The following is a 19,956-nucleotide window of genomic DNA, read 5'->3' on the forward strand; positions in this document are numbered from 1 at the left end:
CGGGAGGAGCAGCGATCGAGTCGCGCGGGCGGATGCTGCTGCCGAGGCGTCACGGCCGAGCGGGACAGCTCTCTCGAGAGGGAGCGAGGAGCCGCGCGGTCCGGCTTGCGGAGTTGCGGCCGCCCTCGAGCCGAGCGGTCGACTCTCTCGGCGAGCGTCTGCGCAGCGGCGCCCGACGAGGCCGGTCAGTCGCCGGTGGCGAAGGGCCACCACGGCGGCAGGAGCCGTCGGTAGGCGGCGAGGTAGCTGCCGGGATCGCGGGGCGCGGGCAGACGGAGCCACTGCTCCATCAGGCCGACGGAGCCCGCCGCGAGGAACGAGGCCGTCGCGTCCTCGAGGAAGCCGAGCGGTGCGTCCGCGGCCGGGACGTCGAGGATCCCCGTGTCGAGCGTCGCGGAGACGGCGGTGCGGAAGTGCCCTGCCAGCATCGCGCGGAGGCCCGAGTCCCCGCCGGGGGCGTCGAAGGCGCGGAGGTAGAGGTCGCGGTGGCCGTCCAGGTGGCCGAGGACGCGGGAGGTGCCCTCGCGGATGCTCGCGTCGGTCGCGGCACCGCTCCGGAGCTGCTGGAGGTAGCCCTCCCGGATCGCGTCGAGCTCGTCCTGCAGGGCGGCGCAGAGCAGCTCCGCGGCGGACGAGGCGTGGGCGTAGAAGGTGGAGCGGTTCACGCCGGCGAGATCGGTGATCTCGGAGACGGTGAGGGTGGCGACGTCGCGGCCGGTCGCGAGTTCGACGATCGCCCGGTGCAGGGCCACCTGTGATCGCTTCTGCCGCGCATCCACTGCTGACGCCTCCCGAGCTGCCGACGGCGCGTCGACCCGTGCCGACGCGTTCCGCCCAGCGAGTCTACGGGGCCCGCTCGTTTTCACTTCCGGCGTCGGCATCCGCTAAGGTAGTCGAGTTGCCCGGGCCTCGGCCCGGTCTGCCACGGGCTGTGGCGCAGCTTGGTAGCGCACTTGACTGGGGGTCAAGGGGTCGCAGGTTCAAATCCTGTCAGCCCGACGGAAAGCCCTGATGAGACCACTGGTCGTCGTCAGGGCTTCCGTCGTTTCCGGGCCTCGTCGTGACGCTGCGGACCGCTCACCGGAGCGCTGCGGCGACCTCGGCGAAAGCCACGCGACGTCGAGCGGAGCGCGCCTCCCGCTCGGCGGGATCCCGTGCCCAGAGCGCCTGTCGCGACGGATGGAAGGTGCGGATCACCGTGAGGCCGCGCTCGCGCTCGATCGCCGGGTGCCGCCTGAGGAGGCGCCGCCAGCCGTGATCGGCGTCGCCGCCCTGCAGGAGGACCACCTCGACGTCGGGGGCGAGCGCGAGCAGATGCAGGACGGTCTCGACGCCGGCGTCGAGCTGCTCGGCGTTCGGGGCCCGGTTGATGTACCAGGGGTAGGCGTTCCACGGCAGCAGGTCGGCGGGGGCGAGGCCCACCTCGTCCATCAGCCCGGCCATGAGCTCCGCCGTCGGGTCGTCGTTCTCGGTGCAGAGGAAGCCGCTTCCGATGCCGTCCTGAGTGGCGGGGCCGGGATCGCGGAGGACGCTGAGGACGCGCGCCTCCACTCCGCCGTGCAGGGGCGCGACGTAGGGCAGCCAGCCGCGTCCGTAGGGGTTCCGCAGCTCGTCGACCCAGCGGTTCACGGGAGCCACGTGCGGTGCGTAGCGCTGCTCCCACTGGGCGCGGCGGAAGGAGAGGTCGGCCATGGAGCGGGGCATGTCCGCACCCTAGAGGGTGACCGGGGCGGCGCGGCACCCTTCCTGGTCGTCGGCCGTGCCGGCGGCGTCCGGACTGAGAGGCCGGAGCGGCATGCACGGCGTCTCCCCGACCGCCCGCAAGGGCGGCGGCAGGCCGGCTCCCTAGCGTCGGTGGACGTGACCCACTCCGCTCCGCTCGCCCGCTGGTGGCGCGAACGCTGGTGGGCGCGGCTCACCCTCCTCGCGATCCTGTGCGGTTCGACGGCCCTCACCGGCTGGAATCTCGCCCGGGGCGGAGACGCCGTCTTCTACGAGGCGGCGGCACGGTCGATGTCGGAGTCGTGGCACGCGCTGGCGTTCGGAGCCTTCGATCCCGCCGCCACGGTGACGCTGGACAAGCTGACGGGATTCGCGGTGCCGCAGGCGCTGAGCATCCGCCTGTTCGGGATGTCGACGTCGTCGATCGCGCTGCCGCAGCTGCTCGAGGGGCTGATCACCGTCGCGGCGTGCTCGGTCGTCGGGCTCCGATGGGGCGGCCGGGGGCTCGGGCTGGTCGCGGCGGCCGCGGCGGCGAGCACGCCGATCTTCGTGTCGATGTTCGGGCACCCGATGGAGGACGGGCTGCTCACGGCGGCACTCGCCGTGGCGCTGGTGTGGTGGCAGCGCGCGGTGCTGACCGGGCGGTGGTGGCCGCTCCTGATGACCGGGCTGTCCATCGGGATCGGCTTCCAGGCGAAGATGATGCAGGCCTGGTTCGTCCTGCCGGCGCTCGTGGCGGCGACTCTCGTCGGGGTGCACGGGTGGCGCCGAGCCCTCGCCTGGGCGGGCGGGCTCCTGGCCGTCGCGGTGGGCGCCTCGGTGGCGTGGATGGTCGCGATGCAGGCGGTGCCGGCAGGGGACCGGCCCTACATCGACGGGTCGACGGGGAACGACGCCTTCGCGATGGTGTTCGGGTTCAACGGGCTCGACCGGCTGATCCCGGGAGCGGTGCCCGGCGCCGTCGTCGCTTCCGCCCACGTGGCGACGATGGGCGGAGCAGCGGGGTCTTCGCCGGCCAAGCTGCTGCTGGCGCAGTACGCGACGCAGGTCGGCTGGCTGTATCCCGCGGCGCTCGCCGGGCTGGTGCTCGGCGCCGTGCGCTGGTGGCCGCGGCGGGGGAGGCGGGGAGGTGCCCGCGGTGCCTTCGCCCTCCTGGTCTGCCTCGCGGTGTGGCTGGTGACAGCGGCGGGCGTGCTCTCGGTGGCGACGGTGCCGCACATGGCGTACGTCGCGGCGATCGGCGTGCAGCTGGCGCTCCTCGCCGCGCTGGGCTGGGCGGAGGGGGTGCGGCTGCTCGCGTCGCCCCGGGTCGGCGCGCGGCTGGTGCTGCCGCTCCTCCTGGTCGGGCAGACGGCGTGGAGCGCGGCGCTCGCCGTGGGCGGGCAGCTGCCGTCGGTGCTGGGCCTGCCGCTCGCGGCGCTCGCCGGAGCAGGGCTCGTCGTGGTCGCGGTGGCGGCCCGGTGGAGTAGGGGCGGTGCGGCGGCGAGCAGAGGCGCGGCCCGGCATCGTTCGATCGCGCTCGCAGCGGCCGTCGTGATCCTGGCAGGGCCGATCGCGTTCAGCCTCCAGGTGCTCGACGCGTCCCTCGACGGGTCGGGCGGGGACGCGCTCGTCGGCCTGCGCTTCCCGCAGAGGGCCGAGACCTCGGCTCCGTTCGCGGTCTCGTCGCCGGACGCGGTCGGCGGGCACGACTCGATGACCGCCGACGAGACCGGCCTGGTCGCCGCCGCTCGTGCCGCCGGCGGCGGGGTGGACGGCGCGCCCCTGTTCCTCACCGACTCCTGGGCGATCTCGGCGCCGATCATCACGGCGACCGGCGCGAGCGTGCTCACCGACGGCGGCTACTCCGGCCAGGCGCGGGTCTTCACCGAGCAGGACGTCACCCGGATGATCGCGGCAGGACGCACGCCTCTGCTGGTGCTGAAGAACTCCGCTCCGCCGACCGAGTCGGTGCGGAAGGCCGCAGTTGCGGACGGGTGCACCGAGCTGCAGGAGTGGGGGCCGGCGGCGACGGAGTCGGGAGAGCACGCCTCCGCGGTCACCGGGTTCTCGTTGTGGCGGTGCGTGGCGATGCCGCACGAATCGGCGGGCGGGGTGTCGGGTGCCGGCCAGTGACGCCGTAGGGCAGTTCTCGCCTGGACGAGATCGGCTCCCGCCGGAACGATCGCCCTCGTCCTTGCGCTCGACGGGTCAGGCCAGGCCGAGGAGGTCGAGCGTCCAGGCGTGAGCGAGGACGTTCTCCTGGTGGGACTCCTCGGGCGTCAGTCCGCTGAGGTGACCGCCCGAGGTCGCACGGAGGACGACGTGCGCGGGATCGTCGCGCTCAGCCACTGCCCGGTAGGCGCTTGCGAATTCCGCGATCGCCGACGCGTCGACTCGGGCATCGCGGAGACCGGCTCGAATCCACGCGCGCGGAAGCGGTCGGCTCCGCCCCACCATTGTGGCGATCGTCGCGAGTGGAGAGAGCCCGCTCGCGAGGATCCAGTCAGGGTCACCGAACTCCTCACGGTCGGACGCCGCCGCGGCTGCGGAGCGATCATCGAGCGCGCCGACGGGATCGAGGAAGGGATGCACGAGGTGGAGGCCACGGAGTTCTGCGGGGCGACGGAGGCAGACCGTCGCAGCGACCAGCGCGCCCGCGCTCGCCGCGGTGAGAAGGAGCCGGTGCGAGTCGATCCCTGGAAGCTCACGAAGCAACGCCAGGCAGGCGAGGAGGTCCTCGATCGGGCGCTCGCGGCCGAGGCCGGTCGCCTGCCGATGCCACTCCGGGCCGTTCTCTCCGCCCCCGCGGACATGGCAGTAGGCGATCGCGGCTCCGCGCGCGAGGAGGTCGTCCGTGAAGGGATCGAACGGCCCCTCGAGGCTGATGCCGTAGGCGCCGTAGACGTGGACGACGACGGGACAGCTGTCGGCGCCGTCAGGAGTCATCAGGGTGAGCGGGACGAGGGTGCCGTCCCGGCTCGGCGCAGTGAGTGACGTGACCTTCATCCGTTCTGTGACCTCGGTGGCGAGTGCCTTACCCGGTACAGGGGTGACGCAGTGGGCGCGGTGAGCAGGGGAGGAGACGAGCATGATCGGGTGGCGGGTGATCGGATCGACGGCGGGAACAAGGGTCCCGGCCGCCGGCGCGAGCCAGAGCGCGTCTGCCCCGCCGCCGGGCAGCCACACCGCTCTCCTGCCGGACGACCGTCCGAGTACGAAGAGCTCACCCTGGGCCTCCTGCAGGTGCTCCGCCTGAAGGGCCTTCGGAACGGGAACCTCGAGAGGACGCGTCGAGCCGGTCCTCCGGACGACTCCGTGCCGTCGATACAGGACCGCGAGGCCGCCCCTGCAGGCGGAGACATCCGCGTTCTCCGTGCCGAGGTCGAGGCGACGGCACGTCGGGGGACTGCTCTCCTCTCCGGTCAGCACCCAGTACCGGGAGTCGCGCGCCCCTCTCGATGCGAGTACGGCGATCGCCCCGGCGACGCTGCGCAGATCGAGCCTCCGAGCCTGATCGGGCTCTTCGAGCAGCACGTGGGGAGTCGTCAGGCTGCGATGCCACCAGACCGCCTGCCAGGGCCGACCCGCGTCGTTCCGCCTTATCCAGAGGAATCCGTCCGAGAACGATCGGATGCGCGGGGAGACGGGGCGCTCGTCCTGAACGATCTCGACGGCTCCGCTCCTGGTCGCGACGGCGACGCGGATGCGGTGATGCTCATCACCGTCCTGATCGCTCACAAGTGCGAAAGCGGCGGCGCCCGGCGAGAGCACCAGAGACTCCTGCGGTGCGATGACGAGGGTGTGCTGCACGGGGCGCCCGTCGGGATCCCGGAGGAGCACCTGCCGGGGGCCTGTCGGCTCCGCGGCTGCGCTCGACGGCTGCAGAGCTGCGAGATGTCGCAGCCGTCCGGCGATCGCAGAAACCCGAGGCGGCAGTGCGTCGCGACCCGTGATCACGTCAGACACCCTGCTCACGCAACCTCGGTCCAGGGGGACGGCGAAGCCGAGCCTGCGCGGGAATCAGGAGGATCAGCGAGAGCACGATCCACGAGCCGATGAGGCCGAGAACGACGCTCGGGACCGGCCAGATCACTACCCCTTCGCCCAGTGCTGCGCGACTGACGAGCCAGCAGACCGCGCCGGTGGCGGCGACGGGTGCGGCTGCTGTTGTGGAAGCGGCGAGGGACATCGCGAGGCTCTCGGAGACGACGAGCCCGATGATCTGTCGGCGCTGCAGGCCCGCTGCCTGGAGCAGGGCGATCTCGCGCTCGCGGTTCTGCGCAGAGAGAGCGACGACAGTGGCGCTGGTGGCGAGCATCGACACGGCTACGACTGCGACGATCGTCAGAACATCGGTGAGATCGGCGCGGGTCCCGGGCCGGACCGCCGTCGTCATGGCGACGACGGACTCCACCGCGCACAGGAGCACGGCGATCGCCCCCAGCCCTGCCGTGAGCGGCGCGATCGTGGCGGTGCTGACCTGCACCCGGGCTGCTGCCGCGCGGATTCCGAGAGCCGCGACGACGAGACCCGATCGGGCGGAGAGCGCGTGCAGAGCCCGGAAGACGAGCGCGATCACCTCCGGGCAGAGGAGGTAGACGGCCACGAGGACGCTGCCTCCTACGTCGACGGCCAGGTTGAACATCGGCGCCGGTCCGGTCGCTCCGAGTTCTCGAGCAGAGGCGGATGCCGTGACAAGGCCGGAGGCGATGAGGAGGAGGGCGATGCCGCAGCCGATCCGCACCGCGCGCATCGCCGTACCCGGTCGACCGCTCCCGACTTCACGCAGCGCGGCGCTCGGCGGCGTGCGGGCGGCGCGGCGCGCGGGCAGGACTCCGCCCGCCAGAGCGGTGAGCGTGCCGAGCGCCAGCGTGACCACCGGAGCCCAGGGCGCGAGCGAGAAGCTCGGAAGATCGACCTCGGACGAGACGGCACCGTTGAATGCGGGAACCGCCCAGAACGCCAGCAGTGTCGAGAGGAGCGCTCCGATGCCGGCGCCGAGGAGACTCACGATGCCGAGCACGAGGAGAGTGACGACGAACACCTGGGCTCGGGAGGCGCCCAGCAGGAGCCAGAGCGCGTGCGTGCGTCCTGTGGCCAGAACGCTCGCTCGGCCGACGATCGTCAGGGCGACCCAGCCGACGAGCGCCACGACAGTGCAGATCGTGATCGAGAGGATCCGGAACTCCCCGAGCGCGACGCCGGCCTCCGTGACAGCGGCGGTGAATGCGGGGTCGCCGGTCCAGGCGAACTGCTGAACGCACAACCCGATCAGCGTCGCCATCAGGGCGACCACAGCGATCGCGGGAGACCATCGGCGCCACTCGTCGGCGAACAGGCGTACGACGTAACGGGACACGAGTCAGGCCCCGGCCTCTTCGAGGATGCTCAGCAGCTCATGGCTGGTGCAGCGTCCGGTCGTCCGCACGGTCCGACCATCGTGCATCACCACGACCGTGTCCGCGAGGGCTGCGGCGTCGAGATCGTGCGTGACCATCACGATCATCTGGCCCTCGTCCGCCATCGTCCTCAGAGTCGACAGGACGACCCGCGAGCTCTGCGAGTCGAGGGCGCCGGTCGGCTCGTCGGCGAAGACGATGCCGGGCCGCCGTGCAAGGGCGCGGCAGAGAGCGGTCCTCTGCTGCTCACCTCCCGAGAGCGTTCGCGCCGGCGCACGGCGCCGGTCGCGCAGGCCGAACGATTCCACGAGTCCACCGATCAGGTCGTGCGGCACGGGTGATCGGTCGAGCCTGAAGGGGAGCGCGATGTTCTCCTCGACATCGAGGAAGGGCACGAGGTTGTACTGCTGGAACACGAACCCGATCTGGGCGCGGAGCATGCGAGCGCGATCGGCCGCTGACAGCCTGTTCACGTCCCGGCCGTTGACCTCGACGACGCCGGACGTCGGCCGGTCCAGTCCGCTGAGGCACATCAGGAGAGAGGACTTGCCGGAGCCGGAGCGGCCGACGACAGCGGTGAGCCCGCCCCCTTCCAGATCGATGTCGCAGCCCCGCAGGACGGTCGTCCGCTGCCGGCCTACGGTGATGACCTGCTCGACGGCTCGAGCCTGGAGGGTGGGGATCATGAGCGTTTCTCCTCGACGAAGGTGGGGACGTCTTACTCGTGAGACGCCCGCGATCCACGTCATGCTGGATCGCGGGCGCCCGGTAGCGACTATCAGCAGTTGCCCCACGTGATCGAGCTGGGCCAGCCCGGGCACGGCGAGATGACGCTGAAGGTGCTGACGCGCGCGGCGTCGTGCGCGTCGGCCTCACCTTCGAGGGTCTGGAAATCGAGGATCCGGTTCATGTGATCACCTCCTCTCCTCGTCTCGGGCCGACTCGGTCAGAGTCCGAACGGCAGGGCGGAGCGTCCGGTCTCGAGCTCGTCGAGCGCTGCGAGCACTCCGAGCGAGCCGGTCAGGTAGTCCGACGAGAGTCGGAGGTTCTGGTTGCCGCGGAAGAAGACGCCGGTGTCGTCGAGCACGGCGTGCAGGCGCAGCGACCGGACGTGCGAGCGGAGGACCTCCTCGAGTTCCGCGCTCGGGCGGTGCAGTACGCGGCGGCGGAGGTAGACGAGGAATCCGGACAGACCGTGGGCGAGTGAGGCCTGCGCGCACTGCTGGTAGGACGCGGCGGCGTCGATGGACGCGAGGGGATCGGCGAAGAGCTCCTCGCCCGTGACCCGCCGCAGCTCCAGGATCGCCAGGCCGGGCCCGGTCGAGCCGATCCCCAGGTAAGGAAGAGTCCTCCATCCCTCATCGAACTCGAGAGTGTTGTTCCGGGTGATCGCACAGCGCGCCAGATCGGCGTCGACGGCTCGTATCGCGAGCGTGATGTACAAGTCGTCGCCAGTGGCTTCGTGGAGTCGGGCGAACAGGATCGCGGCCGCAGACCATCCGTGCAGGAGGCCGACGGAGGCTCCTCGGACGTCCTCATCGAGCAGCGTGGTGAGATGGTGGGCCGCCTCCGACGGGTCCCCTCCGTCTGCGAGCTCGGCGAGCCCTGCACCGGCCCACCCCGACCACAGCGTCGGACCTGAAGGGGCGGCCGAGGGCCTGCGGTCGAGGACCTCGAGTGTGCGCGCGAGTCCTGCCTGGCGAGCCGCGTAGCGAATTCCCTCGCGTCCGCAGAGACCACGCGACCGCACCTGGGCCACGCGAGCGGCGAGCCAGTGATCGGCGGCCTCGAGGTCGACATCTCCGGATCGTCCTAAGACAGCGACGACTCCAGCCGCGCCGTAGGGGAATCCGGCACGGTGGTCCGCGCTGTCGCGGGCGAGGACAGGGATGTCTCCGGGAACGACCGGCGAGTCGTCCGTCCACTGAAGCACCGATGCGACACCGCGGGCGATCTGGCCGCGCAGCTGGTCGTCCGAGAGGGCGGCGAGTCGACCGACGTCTTCGTCGATCGACCTCTGACCGGAGCCGGGGAGTACGTCGAGGGTGGAGGTCCTGATCGACCGCAGCACGGCGGGCGGAACCGCGAGATCGTCTGCGGCTGCTCGGAGGAGCTGCTCGATCTTCGCGACGTTGCCCTGGTCGGCGATCGTCGCTTGGGGGAAGAGGAGATCGAGTTCGAGGATGCCGAGCGACCACTCGTCCGCTTCCGTCCCCTTCAGGCCTTCCAGGGGCTCGTAGCCGGGCGCTCCCTGGCGACAACGCCACTCCGGATCCATTCGATGCGCGAACTCGAAGTCGAGGAAGCACGGGTGCGTGCCGTTCCGCATGATGACGTTCTTCGGGTGGATGTCGCCGAGCAGCCATCCTGCGCGGTGCACGGAGGCGAGAGCGGCGTCGAGGCGAGCGACGGTCGTGGTCAGCCAGGAGGTGTATGCAGGGTCACCGACGCGCCGCGGTGCTGGTCGGAGCAGCGGAGTCCTCGTCATCCATTCGCGCTTCAGATCGTTCCCCTCGATGTGCTCCATGACCAGGTATCGGTGCTCCCAGGCCGTGAAGGATCCGTAGAAGACGGGTACGCAGTCCAGGGACTGCAGATCGACGAGCACCTCCTCCTCATGAGCCAGGCGAGTCACGGCGTCGACTCCGTCGGCGTCCAACCCGGCGTGCGGGCGCGCCTCCTTGAGGACCACGATCGTCCCGATCGGCACGAATTCGTCGGTCGTCGCTTCAGCGAGATGGACACCACCACCGTTCGAGAAGTGCAGCGCTGAGAGCATCGTGAAGCCGAAGGCGACCTCTTCCTCGTTCTCCGCCCCGACAGTGACGGACTCCGGTAGTGAAGCCCACGGGGGAGGTGTGAACGTCGGCCGCCGGACGTCCTCCACCTCGTTCTCGTCCGGGTCGAGCACCGTCGAGACGAAGCCGCTCTCCGTCTCGGACGGGACGAAGGCGCCGTAACGGAAGTGCACAGGCCCGGACTTCCACCGCCGGTCGGACAGTACGTACGGGCCTCTGAACCCGCGAAGACGGACGTCGAGGTCCTCCAGCGCTCGGGCGAACTCGTCGTCCGAACCGGGATACACGGTGATGAACTTCCCAGCTCCCGCTCGATCGGCGTACTTGCCGTTCTGCATCAGAAGGTGAGAGGTGGTCGAGAGATGCTTGAAAGGCAGTCGGGAGGCGAAGCAGTAGCGTGCAGCAGCGGCGAGGACCTTCTCCGCGTCATCGAGTGTCGACGAGAGGTGGAGCTTCCATCCCTGACGAGGGAGGAGGCAACCGTCCGGCATCCAGTTCCGCCACGGCCGCGACTCCCTCACCTGCCAGTCCTCCGGAGCGAAGGACGCGACGTCGAAGGCGTCGCCATCGATGTCGTCCCCCTCCTCGGCGACCGCGTAGAACGGGTTGCCCGGGCGGCAGTACCGGAGATATTCGAGGTCGAGCGGCATCGCTTCCCTTTCCTGTCCGACTTGTCTCGCGGTGCGGGATGCGGCTCCCGGCGTTGACTTCGAGGCTAAGAAGGTCCGCAGTCGACCACCTCCCGCCGAAGTCACGGATGAGGATGACCGGAGTCACGGTGAGGGCGTGACTGCGGTCACGGGTCGGCATCCCGGAGTCGGAGCTACAGTTGTCGACATGGGCTCAACTCCGGAGACGGCGGCGGAGATCTCCGCGCCGTCAGCGGCAGGACACGAGCGGGTAGCGGTCGCGCCGTCCCTGTCGAGCACCGTGGACAGGACCGTCATCGCACTTCAGGCGATCGCCCTGTGCTGCCTCGTCCTGGCAGGGATCCTGGGCGTCGTGGACTCCGCGCAGAGAGGCACGGGTGCAGCGGTCGCGGTCACATGGCTCGCGCTGGTGCCTGTGATCGCCGGGCTCTGGGCCGTCCGGCCCCGACTGATCCGAGCGGGACACGGGGTCGCCGTGACGACGGTGTCCATCGTCGCGGCGACGCCGGTCGTCGTCTTCGGCCGGCTCGATTTCACGATCCCGGTCCTCCTCCTCGTCGGGGCGTTCGCGGTGGTCGACGTCTCGCTCCGCGCAGGGGCGCACGCGATGATCTGGATCGCCTCCGTCGGACTGGCCCTCCATGTCGGGGGCGCCGTCGGCTCGGGGAGGGCGCTGCTCTCCGGAGTGCTCGACGGTCTGCTCAACGTGGTGCCCGTGGCCGTGCTGATGTGCTTCGGGATCGCCCTGGGACTCTCTCTTCGCGGCTTCGAGAGCGAGCGATCCGCCGACCAGCGTGTGATCAGGCGGTTGCATCGCGCCTCCGAGACGGAGAAGGAGCTGCTGCTGTCGGACGAGCGCGCCCGGAGCGCACGCGAGCTCCACGACGGCCTCGGGTACAAGCTGACCCTCGTCTCGATGAGTCTCGAGCTCGCTGATCGCCTGCGCTCCGCCGATGCCGAGCAGGCGTGGGCCGAGGTCCGCACCGCCCGATCCACGTCGAGCGAGGCTCTCGCGGACATGCGGATGTGGGTACGAGCGCTCAGTCCCTTCCGGGACGCGGGCGCCCGCGGCCTGGCTGCGCTGGAGTTGATCGCGGAGTCCTTCCGCGGCACGGGCGTGACCGTGGATGTGGTCGGCGACGAGGCGTCGGACCGTGTGCTCACCAGCGACGATGAGACCGCGCTCGTCGTCTACCGAGGCGTGCAGGAAGGGCTGACGAACGCTCTGCGGCACGGCGCTGCCCGCAGAGTCCGCATCGATATCGAGACAGACGACGTCCGGCTCGAGCTCTCGCTGCTCAGCGACATCGGCGCGGGAAGGAGCAACGGGATCAGCGACGGCGAGCCTGTGCTGGGGTTCGGGCTGCGCGGCCTCGACGATCGCGCGACGGCTCGCGGAGGTCGGTTGACGGCGCGGCGCATCGGCGACCGGTTCCTCCTGCGCCTCTCGATCCCTCTCGGAGGCGCCGACGGGGAACGGGAGAGCCGCGCCTCGTGACGGAGACGACACCGAGGCGAGTGCTGCTGGTGGAGGACCAGCAGATGATCCGCCGTGGGCTGGTCATGCTCCTCTCGACGGTCGAGGGTGTCGTGGTCTCGGCCCAGGCCGAGAACGGACAGGCTGCTCTGCACATTCTGCGCACGACGGAGGTGGACGTCGTCGTCACCGACGCGCGGATGCCGGTCATGGGCGGCGTGGAGCTCGCCGCCGAGTGTGCGCAGCTCCATCCGCGTCTGCCCGTCCTCCTTCTGACGACCTTCGACGACGACGCGCTCGTGCAGGCGGCCCTCTCGGCCGGCGCTTCCGGATTCCTCCTGAAGGACACCTCGGTGGAGGGTCTCGTCGTGGCCCTCGACGCGGTGATCGCCGGCGGGATGGTGATCGATCCGCGCGTCGCCCGGCCGGCCGTCCAGCCGGGTCGCACCGGCGAGAGCCCGCTGACGCTGCTCACGCGGAGCGAGCGGGTGGTCGCCGAGCTGGTGGCCGAAGGGCGGACCAACAGGGAGATCGCGGCCGCCCTCGTGCTCGCCGAGGGCACCGTGAAGAACCACGTCTCGGCGCTGCTGCGCAAGCTCGGCCTCCGCGACCGCACCGCCCTCGCGCTCACGCTCTACAAAGGCTTCCGCCCCGACGGCGCCTGAAGGCGCTGGTCGGATTGCGGCCCAGGCGCGGCCGTCCTCGGGCGCCCGGCCCGCCGCCTATCCTTGAGGGCGATGTCGAACTCCCGCGCCGAGGCCGCCTACCTGCGCTCCCTCGGCGCCTTCCGGACGCCGACACTCGATCTCCTCCACGGCCGCTACGCGCCGTTCGTCGTCGCCGCTCTGTCGCTCGTGTTCACGGTCGACCGGCAGGCCGTGGCGGTCGCCGACGCGCACGCCGAGGTGGGGGAGCTGCTCGAAGAGCTCCGCTCGGCCGGGTACGACGAGGGCGAGCGCGCTCTGCCGAGCGGCACGGCGCGCGAGGTGTGCCGCTACTGGGTCCGCGTCGGCTGGCTCGTGCCGCAGATCGAGGGCGAGGCCGAGGTCTACCGGCTGAGCGCCCACGCCGTGAGCGCCCTCGAGATCACCGGGCGCACCGGAGGCGGACGCACGCGCGTCTCGAACTCGCGGGTGCGCACTCTGCTGGAGGCGGTCGAGCGGCTGGCCGCGGACGTCGAGCCCGACCCGGAGGCCCGGCTCTCGCGGCTCCGCGAGGAGCGGGCGCGCCTGGACGCCGAGATCGCCGCACTCGAGGAGGGCGCCGGTCTCGAGCCGGCCGACGACGAGCAGCTCCTGGAGGAGGCCGAGAACGTGGTGCACCTCGCCCGCGAGCTGCCGGCCGACTTCGCGCGGGTGGCGGAGTCGATCAAGGCGATGCAGCGCGACGTGGTCGCGGACCTGCGCCGCGACGTCCGTCCGACCGGCGAGGTGCTGCGGGAGTACCTCGAGCGCGGGCAGCACGTGATGCAGGCCACCAGCGAGGGCCGTGCGTTCGCCGGAGCCCTCCGCCTCCTGGGCGACCCCGAGCGGATCGATGCGCTCGCCGATCAGCTGCACACCGTGCTCGTGCAGCCGTTCTCCCGCCTGATGGACCCGGCCCAGCGCGGGGAGCTGGCCGCGATCGGCCGCCGGGTGGAGCTGGGCGTGCAGGAGGTCCTGACCGCGCAGCGTCGCGCGTCCCACGTCATCACGGGCCAGGTCCGCACCCACGATCCCGCTCGCGACCGCCAGGTGGACGAGCTGCTGCGCGACGTGATGGCGGGGCTCCAGGAGTGGACGGGCGGGATCTCGCCGGACGCGGCGGTCGCGCCGCTGCGGCACCTGCCCGTCGCCGGAATCGGCCACCTGCGCCAGACCCTGGGCGACGTGCGCCCGGCCGGCGGGCCGCCGCCCCTGGCCGGAGACGACGGCGACGCCGAGTTCGTCGGCGACGACAGCCGGGCCTGGGGCGGTCCCCGCTACGCGGAGCTGGAGGCCTACGTGGCGGAGCTCGGCGACGAGTTCGATCTGGCGGACGCGTTCAGCGCGGCTCCGGAGGACACTCGACGGCCCGTCGACCTGCTCGGGCTGCTCGAGATCGCGCACCGGACGGGCCTCGTCGACCGCGAGGGCTACTCCGTCGTGAGCACGCGCCGACCCGACGGGACCGTGCGCCGCTTCGCCTTCGGATCCGTGACCGCCCGCACCGAGGAGGAGACCGACGATGAGTGACACCCTGGCGACCGACGGGCCCGCCGCCGATCCGTTCATCGCGCCCGTGTCGATGGAGGAGGATCCCGACGAGCTCTTCCCCGGCGACCGCGGCGTCCTCGACACCGAGGTGCGCCGGGTGCTCGTGCACGTGCTGCAGCGACGCTTCCTCCTGGCCGACCGCCACCGCGAGCAGTGGGCCGTGCTCCAGGAGCACCGGCAGCTGATCGAGTCGCGGCTGAACGACCTGTTCGTGCGGCTCGTCGTCGACCACGAGCGCGGGGTCGCCTACAAGCAGCAGGTGCGCTCCGACGAGGTGGAGATGCCGGTGCTGCTGCGCGACCTCCCCTACACCCGCGCCGAGACGCTGGTGCTGGTGCACCTGCGCACGGTCCATCAGCGGGAGTCGGCGACCGGCGAGGCGTCGGCGCGCGTGGACGTCGAGGAGGTCGAGCAGACGGTGCTCAGCTACTTCGCCGACGCCGAGCGCGACACCGCCCGCCGGCAGCGCATGGTCCGCAAGGCGCTGGAGCGGCTCGGGCGCGACGGCATCGTCGACGAGGAGTCCGCAGGGCGGTACAGGATCAGCCCGATCGTGGAGATCGTGCTGAGCGCGCCGAAGCTGCGGGAGCTGAGCGACTGGCTGCGCGGGCGGGCGGGCGAAGACGCTTCCTCGGTGGTCGCAGAAGCGGCGGTCGCCGAGGAGCCCGGCTCGGACGATCCGGAGCAGGCGGACGACGACGCGCTCGAGGACGACGGCCTCGACGAGGACGCGGACCCGCCCACGGACGGCGTCCTGCCCGGGACCGATGTCGCGGACGACGAGCCGGCCGACGACGAGCCGCTGGACGACGAGCCGACCGACGACGACACCCCCGACCCGGAGGACGACCCCCGATGACGATGCTCGACACCCTCTTCGGCCTGATCCCCGCCGCCTCCCGCGGTCAGCAGTGGCTCGCCGAGGACCTGCAGCTGGTCAACTGGGGCGGCTACGACGGCGCGCACCGGGTCCGCTTCTCGCCGGGGGCCACACTGCTCTGCGGCGGCTCCGGCTCCGGCAAGTCCACGCTGATGGACGCCTACATCGCCCTGATGATGCCGCACACCACGCCGTTCAACGGCGCCTCGAACGGCGGAGTGACGGGCCGTCCGCGCGGCGAGGACCAGCGCAACATCCTCTCCTACGCGCGCGGCAAGCTCGACGAGTCGCGCACGGACGAGGGCACGACCATGCGCGTCCTGCGCGGCGACGGAGTCGACACCTGGACCGCCGTCGCGATGACCTGGGTCGACCACGACGGCTCTCGCTTCAGCGCGGTCCGCGCCTGGTATGTCCCGGCCGGCTCCCGGGTGCTCGAGGAGACCGTGCGGATCCGCGCGAGCGCCGAGGGCCCGGTCGACCTCGCCGCGCTCGACCGGGCGGCGGCGCACCGCTTCTCCGACGCGTCGCTGCGCGCGGCGGGGCTGGATCCGCTCGGCACCGACCGCGAGTTCTCGGCGCGTCTGCACGCGGTGCTCGGCATCGGAGCGGCGGGAGCCGGATCGAAGGCGATGAGCCTGCTCGCCCGCATCCAGGCCGGTCAGCAGATCACGACCGTCGACGACCTCTACAAGCGGCTCGTGCTCGAGGAGCCCGAGACCCTGGCCTCCGCCGACGCGGTCGTCGCCCACTTCGACGAGCTCGAGAGCACGCGGCAGCGGATGCTCACCGCGCGCCAGCAGGTCGCGGCACTCGAGCCGTTGCGGGGTTTGCGCCTGCGCATCGCCGCGTCCGCGGAGCGCGTGCGCCTCATCGACGCGCTCGGGGAGTTCGATGCCCCGGTGTCGCCGGCGGCCCTGTGGCGCGCTGAGCAGCGCCTCGGCCTGCTGCGCGACGTCGAGGTCGAGCTGCGCGAGCGCACCCGCGCCGTCGACGCCGTGCTCCGCGAGAAGCGGGCGCTCGCCGAGGCGGCGGAGTCGGAGCGGGACGGGCTCGCTGAGGTGCTGCGGGCCTCCGGCGGCGACCGCCTCGAGACGGCCCAGCGCGAGCTCCGCGAGGTGGAGCGGCGGCTGGGAGCGGCGCGCGAGAACCGCGCCCGGCTCGAGGAGGACCTGCGCGCTCTCGGCGAGCCGGAGACCACCCGCGAGCGGTTCGAGGCGGTGCTCGCCCGGGCGGCGAGCGCGGCCGACGCCAAGCGCAGCACCCGTGCGGCCTGGTCGGACGCGGTCGCCGAGCGGAAGGCCGCGGCGCGCGAGCTCGCCGAGCTCGAGGCGGAGCAGCGCTCGGCCTCGGACCGTCGGGACAGCATCCCCCGGCCTCTGCACGAGGCGCGCGAGCGGATCGCGGAGGCAGCCGGCCTCACCGCCGACGACCTGCCCTTCGTCGGCGAGCTGGTCGAGGTGCGTGCCGAGTTCGAGCCCTGGCGCGAGGCGTTCACGCTCGCCCTCGGCGGCTTCGCGACGACGCTGATGATCGACTCCGCCCACCTCGACCGCTTCCGCCGCGCCATCGACTCCCTCCGGCTCCCGGTCCGGCTCCGCTACGAGGGCGTGGAGACCGGGCTCGAGGAGGTGCGGGGCCTCGACCCGCAGACGCTGCCCGGGCGCCTCGACTACCGCGCCACCGCCTTCACCGGCTGGCTGCAGGACCGGCTCGAGGACCGCTTCGGCTACGTGTGCGTCGACAGCGCTGCGGAGCTCGGGCGCCACCGGCTCGCCCTGACCCTCACCGGTCAGCTCTCGCAGGGGCAGCGCGGTGCGCACGGCGGCCACGGCGCCGCGAACGTCCTCGGCTTCTCCAACACCGGTCGTCTCCGCGAGCTGAACGCCCTGGTCGAGGCGGCCCGGGCCCGCAGCGCGGCGGCCGTCTCGGCGGCGTCGGCGGCGGAGGAGGCCCTCGATGCGCTCGACGACCGGATGACGCGCCACGCCCGCCTCGCGCTGGTGAGCTGGGAGACGGTCGACGTCGAGTCGCTGCTCGCCGAGCAGGAGCGCTGGGAGGCGGTCGGCGCCGAGGCGGCGGAGGCGAACCCCGAGCTCGCCGGGCTGCAGGAGCAGATCGACGGGCTGCGCGGCCGCCTCGAGCGCCTCCGCCAGGAAATCGCGCGCGCCGGTGTGGAGCGCGAGCGGATCGAGGCGGAGTGGGCCGTCGTGGTCGACGACGTCGACGCGAGCCAGGCGGTTCTCGATGCGGCGGAGCAGGCAGGACGCGAGCTCGACGACGACCAGCGCGCCTTCCTCGACGCCCGGTTCACGCTGACCGAGGCCGCGGCGTCCGGCAGCGCCTCGGACGTCCTGGTCCGCTTCGACGCAGCGCTCGCCACGGCAGCGCAGCGACTGGCGGAGGACCGCCGCTCCGCGGCCGAGGCGCACGAGCAGCAGCGCGAGAGCGCCGGCCGGATCATGGCCGGCTTCCTCGACCGCTGGCCGAACCCCAACCTGCTCGCGGACCCCGAGGCGTCCGCGGGCGACTTCGAGCGGCTGCTCGACGCCCTCGAGACCAGCGGCCTGCACCGGCTCGAGACCGAGTGGCGCGACAGCCTGCTCACGCTCTCCGGCAACGACCTCACGAGCTTCGACTCCACGCTCGGCCGCTCGCTGCGGGAGATCCGCGAGCGGATCGAGCCGATCAACGTGATCCTGCAGGATCTGCCGTTCTACGACGACGGCCACCGCCTGCAGATCACGACGCGCGAGAACCAGTCGGAGGTGCGCCGTCGCTTCCGCCGCGAGCTCCGCGAGGTGCGCGCGCAGATCCAGGCCGTGTCCGCGGAGGAGGAGCGCGAGCAGGTCTACCGGCGGATGTCCCGGCTCATCCAGCGGCTGCGGCGCACCGCGCCCGACTTCGGCGACCTCGTCGACGTCCGCAACCACGTCCGGGTCAGCGCCGAGCGCGTGGACGCCGTCACCCGAGCGCACGTGGCGCTGTACGACCACATCGGCGAGAAGTCCGGCGGGGAGTCGCAGGAGCTGATCGCCTTCATCGTCGGAGCGGCGCTGCGCTATCAGCTCGGCGACGCGGGAGCAGACCGCCCCCGGTACGCCCCGGTCTTCATGGACGAGGCGCTGATCAAGGCCGACGCCCACTTCACCAAGCGGGCGATCGGTGCGTGGCGCGGTCTCGGCTTCCAGCTCGTGATCGGCGCCCCGAACGACAAGTACAGCGCGATCGAGCCGCACGTCGAGGTGGAGTACGACATCCTCAAGGACACGCGCGGACGCTCCTGGGCCAGGCCGAAGGTGGGCCTGGCCCCCTAGGGCTGCGTGCCGATCTTCGCGTGGCTGCGCGAGTAGGCGAAGTAGATCGCGAAGCCCACGGCCAGCCAGATCAGGAAGCGCAGCCAGGTCTCGATCGAGAGGTTGAGCATCAGGTAGGTGCAGATCAGGGCCGAGAGCAGCGGGAGCCACGGGTTCAGCGGGACCCGGAAGCCGCGCTTCAGGTCGGGCCGCTTGCGGCGCAGCACCACGACGCCGACCGAGACCAGCACGAACGCCGAGAGCGTGCCGATGTTGACCATCTCCTCGAGCACGCCGATCGGAGTGAGCCCGGCGAGCAGCGCGACGACGATGGTCACGACCACGGAGGTGAACCACGGCGTGCGCAGGCGCGGGTGGACGGTGGCCAGGCGCCGGGGGAGGAGCCCGTCGCGCGCCATCGCGAAGATGATGCGCGTCGCTCCGATCAGCAGCGTCAGCACGACGGTGGTCAGACCGGCGACGGCGCCGGCCGAGATGACCGTCGCCATCCAGGTCTGCCCGTGGTAGGCGAACGCATTGGCGAGCGCGGCCGACGGGTCGAGCTCGCGGTAGGGGACCATGCCGGTCACGACGAGGGCGACGGCGCAGTAGAGGACCGTGCAGATGATCAGCGAGGCGATGATGCCGATGGGCAGGTCGCGCTGGGGGCGGCGGGTCTCCTCCGCGGTCGTCGCGACGACGTCGAACCCGATGTAGGCGAAGAACACCAGGGAGGCGCCGGCGATGATGCCGCCGACGCCGAACGTGGCCGGCTCGATGCCCGAGAGGAACTGGAGCAGCGGCTGGGTCAGACCGGACGCGGACGGCGAGGGCTCGGCGGCGGGGACGAACGGGGTGTAGTTGGCGGTGTTCACGAACTGCAGGCCCGCGATGATGACGAACAGGACGATGAACAGCTTGATCGCGACGAGCACCAGGTTGACGCGCAGCGATTCCTTGATCCCGAAGGTCATCAGCGCGCCGAGCGCGAGGACGAGCAGGATCGCCGGCACGTCGACCACGCCGCCGTAGGTGAGCGCCGGCGGGAGAGTCACTCCCAGCTGCTGCAGCAGCGACCCGAGGTACGCGCTCCACCCCTGCGCGACCACGCTCGCTCCGAGGAACAGCTCGAGGATCAGGTCCCAGCCGATGATCCAGGCGAAGAGCTCGCCGAGGGAGGCGTAGGAGAAGGTGTAGGCGGAGCCCGACACCGGGACCGTGGAGGCGAACTCGGCGTAGCACATGGCCGCGAGGGCGCAGGCGAAGGCGGCGACGACGAAGCTCAGGACGATCGCCGGTCCGGCGATGTCGTGGGCGGCGCGGCCGGTGAGGGTGAAGATGCCGGCGCCGATGACGACTCCGACGCCGAAGACCGTGAGATCGAGCGCGGTCAGCGACTTCTTGAGCTTGTACTCGGGCTCATCGGTGTCGGCGATCGACTGCTCGACGGACTTGGTGCGGAGGAGGCTCACGGTGGTTCTCTCTGTGGGCTGCGGGGTGGAGGCGCGAGGGCCACTG

At 71.7% G+C, this 19,956-nt stretch carries 14 protein-coding genes and 1 tRNA gene; 7 read left to right on the top strand and 8 right to left on the bottom strand.

Translation table 11 applies throughout. The features are described from left to right. Positions 1-185: 185 nt before the first annotated feature. Complete coding sequence (locus tag C5B98_RS06375; protein ID WP_104225419.1) at positions 186-752, bottom strand: TetR/AcrR family transcriptional regulator; 567 nt, start codon at positions 750-752, stop codon at positions 186-188. A 173-nt stretch (positions 753-925) separates the two neighbouring features. On the opposite strand from C5B98_RS06375, the gene C5B98_RS06380 reads away from it, so the two are divergent. Further along, positions 926-999: transfer RNA gene (locus tag C5B98_RS06380), tRNA-Pro, on the top strand. 78 nt (positions 1,000-1,077) lie between these two features. Here C5B98_RS06380 and C5B98_RS17220 read toward each other — a convergent pair. Further along, positions 1,078-1,704 (bottom strand): uracil-DNA glycosylase, encoded by a 627-nt coding sequence (locus tag C5B98_RS17220; RefSeq protein ID WP_104273319.1) that lies wholly within the window; start codon positions 1,702-1,704, stop codon positions 1,078-1,080. A gap of 156 nt (positions 1,705-1,860) precedes the next feature. On the opposite strand from C5B98_RS17220, the gene C5B98_RS06390 reads away from it, so the two are divergent. Further along, positions 1,861-3,837 (top strand): glycosyltransferase family 39 protein, encoded by a 1,977-nt coding sequence (locus tag C5B98_RS06390; RefSeq protein ID WP_104327483.1) that lies wholly within the window; start codon positions 1,861-1,863, stop codon positions 3,835-3,837. Between the two features lie 75 nt (positions 3,838-3,912). Here C5B98_RS06390 and C5B98_RS17450 read toward each other — a convergent pair whose 3' ends face one another. From C5B98_RS17450 to lanKC, 5 genes are all read right to left on the bottom strand, one after another. Next, entirely contained in the window at positions 3,913-4,794 is an 882-nt protein-coding gene (locus C5B98_RS17450) for a prolyl oligopeptidase family serine peptidase (protein ID WP_374953049.1), read from the bottom strand. Positions 4,795-5,662: 868 nt separating this feature from the next. After that, positions 5,663-7,063, bottom strand: coding sequence for an FtsX-like permease family protein (locus C5B98_RS06400; protein ID WP_104327485.1), 1,401 nt, complete (start codon positions 7,061-7,063; stop codon positions 5,663-5,665). 3 nt (positions 7,064-7,066) lie between these two features. Then, on the bottom strand, positions 7,067-7,789 hold the full coding sequence (locus tag C5B98_RS06405) for an ABC transporter ATP-binding protein (protein ID WP_104225415.1): 723 nt from the start codon (positions 7,787-7,789) through the stop codon (positions 7,067-7,069). Positions 7,790-7,881: 92 nt separating this feature from the next. Beyond that, positions 7,882-8,013: a hypothetical protein gene (locus tag C5B98_RS17230; RefSeq protein WP_258059251.1), complete on the bottom strand. Its 132-nt coding sequence runs from the start codon at positions 8,011-8,013 to the stop codon at positions 7,882-7,884. 36 nt (positions 8,014-8,049) lie between these two features. Further along, a complete protein-coding gene (gene lanKC / locus C5B98_RS06410; RefSeq protein WP_104327486.1) occupies positions 8,050-10,551 on the bottom strand; it encodes a class III lanthionine synthetase LanKC in 2,502 nt (833 codons plus the stop codon). A gap of 187 nt (positions 10,552-10,738) precedes the next feature. On the opposite strand from lanKC, the gene C5B98_RS06415 reads away from it, so the two are divergent. The 5 genes from C5B98_RS06415 (at position 10,739) to C5B98_RS06435 (ending at position 18,459) form a co-directional block, all read left to right on the top strand. Next, a complete protein-coding gene (locus C5B98_RS06415; protein WP_104327487.1) occupies positions 10,739-12,049 on the top strand; it encodes a sensor histidine kinase in 1,311 nt (436 codons plus the stop codon). Further along, positions 12,046-12,693 carry a response regulator transcription factor gene (locus C5B98_RS06420; protein ID WP_258059250.1) on the top strand — a complete coding sequence of 216 codons (648 nt, stop codon included), beginning with the start codon at positions 12,046-12,048 and terminating at the stop codon, positions 12,691-12,693. Before C5B98_RS06415 ends, C5B98_RS06420 begins: the two co-directional genes overlap by 4 nt. Positions 12,694-12,765: 72 nt before the next feature. Next, positions 12,766-14,241 (top strand): DUF3375 domain-containing protein, encoded by a 1,476-nt coding sequence (locus C5B98_RS06425; protein WP_104327488.1) that lies wholly within the window; start codon positions 12,766-12,768, stop codon positions 14,239-14,241. Beyond that, positions 14,234-15,121 carry a DUF4194 domain-containing protein gene (locus C5B98_RS06430; RefSeq protein WP_104327489.1) on the top strand — a complete coding sequence of 296 codons (888 nt, stop codon included), beginning with the start codon at positions 14,234-14,236 and terminating at the stop codon, positions 15,119-15,121. Before C5B98_RS06425 ends, C5B98_RS06430 begins: the two co-directional genes overlap by 8 nt. After that, positions 15,118-18,459 (top strand): ATP-binding protein, encoded by a 3,342-nt coding sequence (locus C5B98_RS06435; protein WP_104327490.1) that lies wholly within the window; start codon positions 15,118-15,120, stop codon positions 18,457-18,459. Before C5B98_RS06430 ends, C5B98_RS06435 begins: the two co-directional genes overlap by 4 nt. Here the strand turns inward: C5B98_RS06435 and C5B98_RS06440 are convergent. Further along, positions 18,456-19,910 carry an amino acid permease gene (locus C5B98_RS06440; RefSeq protein WP_104327491.1) on the bottom strand — a complete coding sequence of 485 codons (1,455 nt, stop codon included), beginning with the start codon at positions 19,908-19,910 and terminating at the stop codon, positions 18,456-18,458. The two genes, C5B98_RS06435 and C5B98_RS06440, sit on opposite strands and share 4 nt — an antisense overlap. Positions 19,911-19,956 lie beyond the last annotated feature (46 nt).

Origin of the sequence: Rathayibacter sp. AY1A5 (genome assembly GCF_002930875.1) — a bacterium.
Lineage (GTDB): Bacteria > Actinomycetota > Actinomycetes > Actinomycetales > Microbacteriaceae > Rathayibacter.